The 11,166-nt window shown below is 70.4% G+C and carries 14 protein-coding genes; 7 read left to right on the top strand and 7 right to left on the bottom strand.

What is annotated here, in order from left to right; all coding sequences use genetic code 11:
- Nucleotides 1-32: 32 nt before the first annotated feature.
- Nucleotides 33-1,049: a tyrosine-protein phosphatase gene (locus E2651_RS05870; RefSeq protein ID WP_209446080.1), complete on the top strand. Its 1,017-nt coding sequence runs from the start codon at nucleotides 33-35 to the stop codon at nucleotides 1,047-1,049.
- A gap of 50 nt (nucleotides 1,050-1,099) precedes the next feature.
- Here the strand turns inward: E2651_RS05870 and E2651_RS05875 are convergent, their stop codons facing one another.
- The 6 genes from E2651_RS05875 to E2651_RS05900 are packed head-to-tail and all read right to left on the bottom strand — an operon-like array spanning nucleotide 1,100 to nucleotide 5,843.
- Complete coding sequence (locus tag E2651_RS05875; RefSeq protein WP_135329913.1) at nucleotides 1,100-2,167, bottom strand: FAD-dependent monooxygenase; 1,068 nt, start codon at nucleotides 2,165-2,167, stop codon at nucleotides 1,100-1,102.
- Between the two features lie 8 nt (nucleotides 2,168-2,175).
- Entirely contained in the window at nucleotides 2,176-3,018 is an 843-nt protein-coding gene (locus E2651_RS05880; RefSeq protein WP_135329914.1) for a class I SAM-dependent methyltransferase, read from the bottom strand.
- The gene (locus E2651_RS05885) at nucleotides 3,015-3,671 is read right to left on the bottom strand and encodes a response regulator transcription factor (protein WP_135329915.1); all 657 of its coding nucleotides are present in this window, start codon (nucleotides 3,669-3,671) and stop codon (nucleotides 3,015-3,017) included. Before E2651_RS05885 ends, E2651_RS05880 begins: the two co-directional genes overlap by 4 nt.
- Nucleotides 3,668-4,285: an ATP-binding protein gene (locus tag E2651_RS05890; RefSeq protein ID WP_135329916.1), complete on the bottom strand. Its 618-nt coding sequence runs from the start codon at nucleotides 4,283-4,285 to the stop codon at nucleotides 3,668-3,670. Before E2651_RS05890 ends, E2651_RS05885 begins: the two co-directional genes overlap by 4 nt.
- Nucleotides 4,282-4,983 carry a class I SAM-dependent methyltransferase gene (locus tag E2651_RS05895; protein WP_135329917.1) on the bottom strand — a complete coding sequence of 234 codons (702 nt, stop codon included), beginning with the start codon at nucleotides 4,981-4,983 and terminating at the stop codon, nucleotides 4,282-4,284. Before E2651_RS05895 ends, E2651_RS05890 begins: the two co-directional genes overlap by 4 nt.
- 14 nt (nucleotides 4,984-4,997) lie before the next feature.
- On the bottom strand, nucleotides 4,998-5,843 hold the full coding sequence (locus E2651_RS05900; RefSeq protein ID WP_135329918.1) for an SAM-dependent methyltransferase: 846 nt from the start codon (nucleotides 5,841-5,843) through the stop codon (nucleotides 4,998-5,000).
- Nucleotides 5,844-6,065: 222 nt separating this feature from the next.
- Between E2651_RS05900 and E2651_RS05905 the strand changes: the two genes are divergently transcribed.
- From E2651_RS05905 to E2651_RS46090, 4 genes are all read left to right on the top strand, one after another.
- Nucleotides 6,066-6,314, top strand: a complete 249-nt coding sequence (locus E2651_RS05905; protein WP_167828710.1) for an acyl carrier protein — start codon at nucleotides 6,066-6,068, stop codon at nucleotides 6,312-6,314.
- Complete coding sequence (locus E2651_RS05910; protein WP_135329920.1) at nucleotides 6,311-7,576, top strand: beta-ketoacyl-[acyl-carrier-protein] synthase family protein; 1,266 nt, start codon at nucleotides 6,311-6,313, stop codon at nucleotides 7,574-7,576. The genes E2651_RS05905 and E2651_RS05910 overlap by 4 nt, the downstream gene beginning before the upstream one ends.
- Entirely contained in the window at nucleotides 7,576-8,805 is a 1,230-nt protein-coding gene (locus tag E2651_RS05915) for a beta-ketoacyl synthase N-terminal-like domain-containing protein (protein WP_135329921.1), read from the top strand. The genes E2651_RS05910 and E2651_RS05915 overlap by 1 nt, the downstream gene beginning before the upstream one ends.
- A 131-nt stretch (nucleotides 8,806-8,936) precedes the next feature.
- A complete protein-coding gene (locus tag E2651_RS46090) occupies nucleotides 8,937-9,152 on the top strand; it encodes a TetR-like C-terminal domain-containing protein (protein WP_348541608.1) in 216 nt (71 codons plus the stop codon).
- Nucleotides 9,153-9,184: 32 nt separating this feature from the next.
- On the opposite strand, the gene E2651_RS05925 is transcribed toward E2651_RS46090, so the two are convergent.
- Nucleotides 9,185-9,760: a TerD family protein gene (locus E2651_RS05925; RefSeq protein WP_135329922.1), complete on the bottom strand. Its 576-nt coding sequence runs from the start codon at nucleotides 9,758-9,760 to the stop codon at nucleotides 9,185-9,187.
- 196 nt (nucleotides 9,761-9,956) lie between these two features.
- Here E2651_RS05925 and E2651_RS05930 point away from each other — a divergent pair, with 196 nt between their 5' ends.
- Both E2651_RS05930 and E2651_RS05935 read left to right on the top strand, forming a co-directional pair.
- Complete coding sequence (locus tag E2651_RS05930) at nucleotides 9,957-10,400, top strand: BlaI/MecI/CopY family transcriptional regulator (RefSeq protein WP_135329923.1); 444 nt, start codon at nucleotides 9,957-9,959, stop codon at nucleotides 10,398-10,400.
- Nucleotides 10,401-10,407: 7 nt separating this feature from the next.
- The coding region (locus E2651_RS05935; protein WP_135329924.1) for a M56 family metallopeptidase at nucleotides 10,408-11,166 on the top strand (759 nt) is incomplete at its 3' end.

Below are 11,166 nucleotides of genomic sequence, written 5' to 3' on the forward strand. Positions count from 1 at the left end.
CCGCAGCCGTACGTACGATGGGAGAAATCGCAATGGGAACAGTCGTGTTGGCGGTCGACGTGGTCCGCGACGGCACCGGTGTCCTCGACGTGTCCTGGGAGTTGGCCGGCGCGGGGCCGGTGGCACTGGCCGTCGGCCCGACACCCGATTCGATCGACCACGACCGTCCGGTCGCCCGCGTCGAGCGTGCGACGCGGGTGTCGTTGCCCGGGCTCGCACCCGGCCGGCACTACGTGTCCGTGGCTCCCGTCGACGGAGGCGCCGCCGTACTCGCCGCCGAGCGCGTGGTGCCGCTGGAGGGCGCGAGCAACTTCCGGGACCTGGGCGGCTATCGCACGAAGGACGGCGGCCGTACCCGGTGGGGCCTGGTCTTCCGCGCGGACGCGCTCGACCGGCTCACCACCGCCGACCTCGCCGTGATCGACCGGCTCGGCCTTCAGGTCGCGTACGACCTGCGCACCGACGGCGAACGCGCGAAGGCGCCCTCCACGCTGCCCACGGCGGTACGGCGCGAGGTGTTCGGCATCGGTGGCGAGGCCGCGCGCGCGACCCCGCTCGGCGAGCTCTTCCGCAGCGGCCGAACCGACGCCATCCCGGACGACTTTCTGCACCGGGTCTACCTCGACATGGTCGAGCATGACGCGACTGCCTTGGGCCGGGTCCTCACCGCGCTCGCCACGCCGGACGGTGTAGCGGCGGTGATCCACTGCACCGCGGGCAAGGACCGCACCGGTTTGGCGGCCGCGCTCTTGCTGTCCGTGCTCGGTGTGGACGACGCGGCGGTGCTGGACGACTACGCGCTGAGCAGGATCTATTTCAGCGAACGCCGGATGGCTCGGCTGCTGCCCAAGCTCGCCGAGTTCGGCCTGGATCTGGAGCGCTACCAGGAGATGTTCGGCGCGCCTCGGCGTGCGATGTCGACCACCCTGGACGCGCTGCGCGGGCGGTACGGATCGGTGGAGAACTACCTGACAGGGACCGCCGGGGTGACGCCCGAGACGATCGTGGCGCTGCGGGCCCGGCTGGTGGCGTCGGCCGCGAACGCGTAGGGCCGCGGCGAGTTCGCCGCGGCCCTACGCGTTCGTGAAGCGGAGCCCGGTCAGACGGGGGATGCCCAGTCGATCCGGTAGTCAAGAACCCAGTCGAGCGAATCAGCGGGCAGTGCGCCGTCCAGCTTGGCGGCCGACGCGCGGGCGCCGAGCGCGACGACGCCCTCGACCCGCTCCCTGCGCAGTTGTTCGTAACGGGCCCAGGCCTGCGGCCCGGGCAGCTCACGCAGGCACTTGGCCAGCACCACCGCGTCTTCGAGCGCCATCGACGATCCTTGGCCGGACGTCGGCGTGGTGGCGTGTGCCGCGTCGCCGAGAATGACAAGACGGTCCCGCCGCCAGGTCGGCACGCCGGGCAGGTCGTGGGTGGGCTGCGCGTACAGCGAGCTGTACGTCGCGCGGATCACGTCGGCGACGAACGCGGGGGAATCGGCGAACGTGTCGAGGAGCCGTTCAGTGAGTATGTCGCGGTCCATCGCCGCCAGTTCGGCCCGGCTCGGCTCCGCGCCCCAGGGCAGATTGGCGAACCACCACACCTCGCCCTTGCCCGAGGTGGTGTAACCGAAGAAGCCTTTGGGGCTCCGGATGAACTGAAGCTGTGCCGGCTCCCCGGGAACGTCGACCCCCGACGCGAAGCCGCCGAGGTTCAGCAGCGGGATGTAGCGCGCGACCGGCGCGGCCGGATCGATGATCGACCTGGTCCGTGAGTGGATGCCGTCGCAGCCGATGAGCAGGTCCCCGGTGAGGGACGAACCGTCGGCGAACCGCGCGACCACCCCGTCGGCGCTGGTGTCGGCGTCGACCAGCTTCCGGTCGTGCTCGATCCGCGTGCCGCGAGCCACGGCGGCTTCGCGCAGCAGCCGGTAAAGACCGGCGCGGCGTATCGGCGCGAAGCCGGTCGGCCCGACCGCGCCCGTGAGCGACTCGCGCAGCGCGGTCTGCTTGAGCCCCAGCGCGTCCAGCGCGGCGAGGCCGTTCGGGGCGACCATCACCCACAGCCCGACGTCCTTGTCCTCGCGTGGGCGGGCTTCACAGATGGTGACCTCGACGCCGATCGAGCGCAGTGCGACGGCGGTGGCCGGACCGGCCACTCCGCCACCGATGACCAAGGCGTGCATGGCCGGGGTTACCTCGTCTCTCGTCCGGTGGTGCGGGCATGTGCGATCCGTCCGCCGAACAGGTCGCGCAGTGACGGGTCGAGCTCGTAGCGCGTCAGGCACTCCTGCCAGCCGACGTCGGTGACGCTGTCGAACCCGGCGTCGGTCAGTTCGCCGGCGAGCTCGGCCGGGGTGAAGAACGACCGCCATGGCTCGCCCATCTTGGCCATGGCCTCGGCCTGTGCCGCGAGCGCCGGCCTGCGTTGCGGCGGCAGGGTGGCGGGTGGCTGGTTGTAGTCGAAGACCAGGTCGGCCGGCGCGGGCAGGTGCGCCACGAAGCGTGCTGTGTCAAGCAGTGCGTCCCTGGTCAGATAGGGGGCTACGCCGAGCAGCAGGAAGAACGCCGGTGCGTGCCGGTCGAATCCGGCCGCGGCGAGGCCGGCCTCCGCGGTCTGCTCGGCGAAGTCGACGGGGCAGAACACGACCGTGTCCGGAATCTCGATGCCGGTCTCGGCCAGGCGTCGGCGTTTCCACGCCTGGGTGGCCGGATGGTCGACCTCGAAGACCCGAAGCGCCCGATTCCCGTTCCGGTAGGCGAAGGTGTCCAGGCCGGCGCCGAGGATGACGACCTGCCGGGTGTGTACGGCGGCGCGCAGAGCGTCCTCGGCCACCCGGTGGCGCAGTGCCATGAACAGCCGGACCTCGGCAGGCATGCCGGGTGCGTCGGCCGGTCTCGGGTCGTTGTCGACACCGTCGATGATGCGTGCCGCCAAGGGGTCGGCGAACACGCGTGGTGAGTCCGCCACTTGGTGCACGGCGCGGGCGCGCGCCGAGCTCAACGCGGTACGGCTTGGCTGGCCCGTCTGCATCATCTGTCGCTTCCTGTGGTCGTCAGCCGCAGCTGACGGGCGTGGCTGATCAATTCCGACCGCCTGTTGACTCCGAGCTTGACCTTGATCGACGCCCGTTGTGCCTCGATGGTGCGTACCGACAGGCCGAGCTCGTCGGCGATCTGTTGATGGGTCAGGCCGTCGGCGATCAGCCCGAGCACCTCGCGTTCCCGGCCGCTCAGTGCGCCGTCGGGATCGGTGTGCTGGTCGAACAGGGCCGCACCGAGCGCCGGATGGAGATACCGGCCGCCTTCGGCGAGCGCGTCGATCGCGGCGACGAGTTCCTCGGCGGCGGCTTCCTTGGGCAGAAACCCGTGCGCGCCGGCGGCGAGCGAAGTCCGCGCCGATTCAAGGTCGTTGTGCATGGTCAGGATCAGCACCCGGGTGGCCGGCGACAACGCCCGCACGGTGGGCAGGACACCGAGACTGAGGGTGCCCCGGAAGCTCAGGTCGAGCAGCAGCACGGTGGGCCGGTGCCGCTCCACCTGTGCGACCGTCTCGGCAAGCTCCCCTGCCTCGCCCACGATCCGGTAGCGGTCGTCGTCGGCGAGCAGTGTGCGGATGCCGCAGCGTACGACCGGATGGTCGTCGCAGATCAGGATGGTCGGGCGGTACGTGGAGTCGGGCGGCATCATTGCGGGACGCTTCCCTCCAGTACCGGGTTTCTGGGCAGGATGAGAGTGACGGACGTGCCGGTGCGACAGGGCTGGACGGCCAGGTATCCGCCCGCGTCCCGAGCCTGCGCGTGCATGTCGGCCAGCCCGAAGTGCGGGCGGTCGGTGCTCGGTTCGAAGCCGCGGCCGTCGTCGGACACCACACAGACCAGCCGGTCCTCCCGCGTGGCCACGCCCACCCGGGCATGCTTGGCGTCACTGTGCTTGACGGTGTTGTGCAGTGCCTCGCGCACGATCCGGTAGGCGATCAGGTCGTTCTCCGCCCACCGGCCCGTCGGCGCGGTGCGGTTCTCGACGAGGATGGAGATGCCCGTGAGCGACTCGAGGTGTTCGGCGGTGGCCGCCAGCGCGCTGGGCAGGTCCGGTTGCGGCGGGGCGGGCGCGGCCGAACCGCTGATCAGGCGGCGCAGGCCGGCGATCTCTTGGTCCAGTAACAGCTTCAGCTCCGTGCCCAGCTCGCGGGGGAGCGGGCCGTCCTGGGCGAGCGCCCGGTCGAGCCGGATGCGGGCGATGGCCATGGACTGCAGGACGCCGTCGTGCAGTTGCTGGGCCAGCGTGGGCGGCGCGCTGCTCATCGTTCCCCCGGAAGGCGTGCGGAGAACAGGCAGACCGCACCGGTCCGGACCGTCTCGACGTCGGTGAACCGGGCACGCAGCTGCTCGTCCAGATCCTCCAGGCGATCGTCGAGGTTGCTGAACACCTCACTGCGGTTGAGCTTGGCAAGCAGCTTCGCGGAGCGCTGCGTGTGGTGCGGTCCTTCGCCGAGCACCGTGCTGCCGAACACCCGCGCGCCGGGCCGCAGGAACGGCACCACGTGGTCGAACACCGCCGACTTCTGCCGCATCGACCCGGGCAGGCAGTGCAGAAGGAAGTTCATGCCGACCGAGTCGAACCGCGCATCGCCGAGGGGGAGGGGCTTGAACGCGTCACCGACCAGGGTCTCGGGGCGATACCGCCGGACTCGGTGCGCCGCGGTGTTCAGCGCCACCTCGCTGAAGTCGAGCAGGGTGATCGAGGGTGACTCCGCCGGAAACCGGCAGTTGTCGAGAAACCAGCCGGTGCCCGATCCGATGTCCAGATGCGACGCGCTGACCTGCTTGTTGTAATGCGCCAGCATGCGGCCACGCGGGCAGCGCCACATGAATCGGCTCATCATGCCGAGGACGAAGATGTCGTATACGGCGAGCATCGGACGCCGATAGAACGCGGCGGCGGTCTGAATGCGCGCCTCGGTCGGCTCCGCACGCTCGGTGTGCGCGTGATTGGATTCCATGTCCTTCGTCCCGGTCAGTCGCGGGTCGCGGTGATGAACTGGCCACCGGCAAGGCGGTCGTCAGGGCGTCCGTACCGCGGGCCCAACTCGTCGCGCTCGGTGATCTGGATGCTCCAGCCCTGGCCGGCCACCCAGTCCCGGCCTTCGGGTCCGAGGCCACCACGGACCATGGTGCTGATCCGGTCCGCGCCGGGCGTGGTCAGCGCGGCGGCCGCGGCCCTCGGGTCAGGGCCTGACTTGTCGGCGTGCTCGAACACCAACCTGCTGCCCGGCGCGGAAAGCCGTGCGACGTCGGTGACCACGTGCCGCGCCTGGTCGGCGGTCAGATAGGGCAGCACACCCTCGGCGACCCACGCGGTCGGCCTGCTCGGGTCGAACGAGGTGCCGGCGAGGCGCGCGGCGAAGTCCTCCCGCAGGTCGGCGTGGACGGCGGTGCGCGAGCGACTGGTCGGCCGCGCACCGGCGTTGCCGAGCACCTGGTCCTTGAACGCGAACACCGACGGCGTATCCACCTCGAACACGTCCGCGTCCGGCACCGGCAGCCGATAGGCGCGCGCGTCGAGACCGGCCCCGAGCAGCACCACCTGTGTGCAGCCGCGGGTCGCCGCGTCGCACACGAAGTCGTCGATGAACCGGGTGCGCACCACTCCGCGGGAGTAGAACAGGTCGACCCACGAGACCAGCGACGACCACTCGTCCGCGCCGAGCACCGCGTTGGCCGCGTCGACGAACGACTGGGCGTACGGATCGTGGAACATGCCGTCCACGCGGCCCGATTCCCTCGCCCTGGCCATCGCCACCGCGACCGCGGTGATCCCGACGTCGGCCGGCGCCTTTGTCGGGGCTGCTGACGTATCCATTTTCATCTCCTCATCCTCACACCGGGGAAATCAATTGAATAAGTGAAGCGTGTGTCCGGAATGACGTCAATCGATTCCTCAGGACGGTCATCGGTCATTCGCGGGGATGAGTCGGCCCTATCCTCGAGAATGAGTTGATTTAGTTCTCTTAGCCGAAGAAGAGCCACTGAATTCCTGCGTAGTCTGAGACGGGTTCGCCGCGTGAATACGAAGGGAATGGCCGTGTCGACATTCACAATTGACGAGCTGATGGAGATCCTGGTTGTCAAGGCCGGGCTTCCCCGATCCGCAGTGACCGACGATCCGAGTGCCACGCTGAGCGACGTCGACCTGGACTCGCTGGCGCGACTGCAGCTCAAAGTGGAGATCGAGGACCGCTATGGGGTCGAGCTCGAAGGGGAAGAGGCGGGCACGACCTTCGGTGAGCTGGTGGCGATGGTCAATGAGGGTCTGAGCGAGCACGCGCGATGAGCGATGAGCGACGCATCGCGGTCACCGGTATCGGTGTGGTCGCGCCCGGTGGCGCGACACGGAAGGCCTTCTGGCAGCTGATCACCGACGGTCGTACCGCGACCCGCCGGATCTCGCTGTTCGACCCGGCGCAGTTCCGCTCCCAACTGGCCGCCGAGGTCGACTTCGACCCGCTCGCCGCGGGCCTGACACAGCAGGAGGTGTTCCGCACCGACCGTTCCGTCCAGTTCGCGCTGGTCGCCGCCGACGAGGCGATGGCGGACTCGGGTCTGGCCCTTGACGGCGGATTCGACCACGACCGGATGTCGGTGTGCCTGGGCAGCGCGGTCGGCGCGAGCACCCGCCTCGAGGACGAGTACGTGGCGACCAGCGACGGCGGCCGGGAATGGCTGGTCGACCCGGAGTACGGCTCTGGCTTCCTCTACCAGGCGTGGATACCCAGCAACATGGCTTCCGAGGTCGCCTGCCGGTACGGCGCGCACGGCCCGGCCGCGGTGGTCTCCACCGGCTGCACTTCGGGCATCGACGCCGTCGGGCAGGCCTACCAGCTGATCCAGGACGACATGGCCGACATCGTGATCGCCGGCGCGAGCGACGCTCCCATCACGCCGATCTCGATGGCCTGCTTCGACACCATCGGCGCCACAAGCACCCGCAACGACGATCCGGAACATGCCTCCCGGCCGTTCGACGCGACCCGCGACGGGTTCGTGATGGGCGAGGGAGCGGCCGTGCTTATCCTGGAGGAGTACGAGCATGCCCGGCAGCGGGGCGCGCACATCTACGCGGAGATCCGCGGCTACGCCAATTTGTGCAACGCCTACCACATGACCGGACTGCGCCCGGACGGAGTCGAGTTGGCCGACGCGATCGGCAGCGCCCTCGACCAGGCACGGGTGGATCCCACCGCCCTTGACTACGTGAACGCGCACGGCTCGGGCACCAAGCAGAACGACCGGCACGAGACCGCCGCGTTCAAGCGCAGCCTCGGCGAACACGCCTACCGGGTGCCGGTCAGCTCCATCAAGTCCATGGTCGGGCACTCGCTCGGCGCGATCGGCTCCATCGAGGTGGCCGCGACCGCGCTGGCCATCGAGCACAACGTGGTGCCGCCCACCGCCAATTACGCGAACGCCGACCCTCTCTGCGACCTGGATTACGTGCCCAACACCGCACGCGACCACCGCGTGGACGCCGCGCTCTCGGTCGGCAGCGGGTTCGGCGGGTTCCAGTCGGCCATCGTGCTCGCCAAGGCGCGCTGATGACTGCCGTGATCACCGGTCTCGGCATCGTCGCGCCGACCGGCATCGGAGCCGACGAGCACTGGCGAGCCACCCTGGCCGGTGAACTGGCGGTGCGGCCGATCGACACGTTCGACACCAGTCGCTATGCCACCAAGCTGGCCGGCCAAGTGCCCGGTTTCGACGTGACCGAGCATGTGCCGGACCGGCTGGCCGTCCAGACCGACCGGTGGACCTGGCTGGCGTTCGCCGCGGCCGGCCTGGCCCTCGCCGACGCCGGCTACGACCCGTCCGCCCACGATCCGTACGCCACGTCGGTGATTCTGGGCAGCGGCTCGGGTGGCAACGAGTTCGGCCAACGCGAGATCCAGGCGTTGTGGAGCCGGGGCCGCAAGGCAGTCGGCGCGTACCAGTCCATCGCCTGGTTCTATGCCGCGAGCACCGGGCAACTGGCCATCCGCCACGGCACCAAGGGACCGTGCGGGGTGGTGGTCTCCGACGCGGCATCCGGCATCGACAGCCTCGGCTGGGCCGACCGGGCGATCCTGCGCGGCACCGGTGCCGTGCTCGCCGGCGGCACCGAGGCCCCGATCGCGCCCTACGCGCTGGCCATTCAGACGAGCAGCGGCCACCTGTCCACGGCGACCGACCCGAAGGCCGGCTACAAGCCGTTCGACCGGGCGGCCAACGGCCATCTGCCCGGCGAGGGCGGCGCGGTCCTGATGGTGGAGGAGACCACCGCGGCGCGGGCGAGGCAGTCTCCGGCCGGCTACGGCGTGATCGCCGGCTACGCGGCCACCCACGACGCGCACCACTACCGGACGTCCGCGCCGGACGGACGGCAGTACTCCCGGGCCATCGGGCTGGCGTTGCAGCGGGCCGGCGTGCGACCGGACGAGGTCGACATGGTGCTGGCCGACGGCGCGGGGCGCCCGGACGCCGACGCCGCCGAGGCGAAGGCGCTGTGCGCGGTGTTCGGCCCGCACGGGGTACCCGTCACCGCGCCGCAAGGCCTGGTCGGGCGGCTGCTGGCAGGCGGTTCGGCGCTCAGCGTGGCCACGGCGCTGCTCGCGATGCGGAACGGCGTCATTCCACCGGTGGGAAACCTGGACGATCCCGATCCGGAATATGGCCTTGATCTGGTGCGCCAACCGCGCGAACGCAGGCTGGAGACCGTTCTGGTCACCGCGCGCGGCCAGGGCGGATTCAACAGTGCGGTGGTGCTGCGCGCCTGCGACACCCAGAACTGAAAGGCGGCGATGAGGGCGCATACGATGACCGCTGTCCGCCGCCGGGGCAGCGTTCTCGAGCGCGCCATCCTCGACGCCGTCCTCGACCAACTCGCCGACGTCGGTTGGAAGGACCTGACCCGGTCGACAGGGTGACAGAGCCCTGCGAGCGGCTGATCGGCGACGTGGTGCGCCGCGGCATCGCACGCGGCGAGACCCGCTCCGAGGCGACCGGCGAACGCGTCGTCGACGTGATCCCGGCGATGATGATGTACCTCCACAAGGTCGGTGGCCGCGATGTGGAGGAGAAGGACATGGTGAAGGTCGTCGACCAGCTGATGCTGCCGCTGCTGCGGCCGCGGGGCTGATCGACGACGTCGACCTCTACGGGACGCGTACGTCAGACATTGACGCCGAAGTCCGACGCGATGCCGCGCAGCCCACTGGCGTAACCCTGGCCGACCGCGCGGAATTTCCACTCGGCGCCATGGCGGTAGAGCTCGCCGAAGACCATGGCGGTCTCCGTCGACGCGTCCTCGGAGAGGTCGTAGCGGGCTATCTCCATGTTGTCCGCCTGGTTGACCACGCGGATGAACGCGTTGCGGACCTGGCCGAAGCTCTGGCCGCGGTTCTCGGCGTCGTGGATGGAGACCGGGAAGACGATCTTCGTGATCGTGGCCGGAACCTGCGCCAGGTTCACCTTCACCGCCTCGTCGTCGCCCTCGCCCTCACCGGTGAGGTTGTCGCCGGTGTGCTCGACCGAACCGTCCGGGCTCGTGAGGTTGTTGTAGAAGATGAAGTGCTGGTCGGAGACGACCTTGCCCGACTCGTCGCAGAGCAGGGCGCTGGCGTCCAGGTCGTAGTCCGTGCCGGTGGTCGTCCGGACGTCCCAGCCGAGGCCGACCAGGACGGCGGTGAGGCCCGGCGCCTCCTTGCTGAGCGAGACGTTGCCGCCCTTGGCCAGGGAAACTCCCACGATGTCCTCCTGAGTCCTGAGGTGTAGTGCCGACCGGCCGTGGTCAGGGCCGGAGGGTAAAATCTACAGCACTGTAGAAGCGCGCGGGGTGCCGCGTCCCGATACCGCGTCCCGTTACGATGTGGCGCTCTGTGAGGAGCCGTCAAGAGAGCCGCCGGGAGAGCCGTCGGGAATCGGCGTCGAGGAGGAGACGGGCATGGCGCAGCATGAACGCGGGGAGCGTCGACCGCGTCTTCGGCGGCGCGCGCAGGGCGAGTTGGAGGCCCAGGTGCTCGCCGCGCTGCGCGGCGCGCAGGAACCCGTGAGCGCGGCCTGGGTCCAGGAGCGGATCGGCGGCGATCTCGCGTACACCACGGTGATGACGATCCTGACCCGCCTCCTCGCCAAGAACGCCGTGACCCGCGAACGCGCGGGCCGGCACTTCACCTGGACCTCCACGGCCGACGAGGCGGGCCTCGCGGCGCTGCGGATGCGCAAGGTCCTCGACGGCGAGGCCGACCGCGAGGCCGTGCTCGCCAGCTTCGTCACCACGCTGTCGGCCGACGACGAGCAGGTGTTGCGCGCGCTGCTCGGATCCGCGGGGGCTGTTGGGGCGGATGCCGCGGATACGGATACGGACGTGGCCGGAGCGGAGGACTGACGCGGCGATGGGAGTCTTCGTCTTCCTGCCGCTGGTGCTGCCGTTGAGCGCGTGGCCGATAGCGCGCCTCGCCGAGCAGCATCTGCATCCGCGCACCGCGACCCGGCTGCTCGGCGCCGTCGCCGGGGTGATGGCCGTGTGCAGCACGCTGTGCCTGGCCCTCCTGATGGTCGTCGGAACCGCCCAACTGCCGGGCAACCCGCTGCCGGACGGCTGGTCGGACCCCGAGGTGCGGGCGGCCGTGCCCTACGACGAGTTCGCGGGGAAGGCGGCGATTCCCGCGCTGATCGTGGTGTGCGTGGCCTGCTCGCGGGCGCTCCTGAGCCACTTCCGGGTCCGGCGGCGGAGCCTGCGGGCGCTCGACGGGCTGCCGGACTCGCCGGTGGCCGTGCTGACCGACGACGTCCCGTACGCCTACGCCCTGCCCGCGCGAGGCGGCAGCGGCAAGCGCGGCCGGGGTCGGGGGCGCGGCCGGATCGTGGTCAGCACCGGACTGCTCGCCGGGCTCCAACCGGCCGAGCGGCGCGCCCTGTTCGCCCACGAACGGGCTCATCTCGCCGCCCGGCACCACCGTTTCCTGCTGGTCGCGCAACTGGCCGCGCGCGCCAACCCGTTCCTGCGCCCGCTGCGCACCTCCCTGGCCTTCACGACGGAACGGTGGGCCGACGAGGACGCGGCCCGCGCCGTGCGGGACCGCAGGGTCGTCGCGCGCGCGATCGGCAAGGCGGCGCTGGCGTCCGGGGCGGGATCCGGGTCGGGGTCCGGG

The sequence above is a fragment of the Streptomyces sp. MZ04 genome (genome assembly GCF_004684775.1).
Taxonomy (GTDB): domain Bacteria; phylum Actinomycetota; class Actinomycetes; order Streptomycetales; family Streptomycetaceae; genus Streptomyces.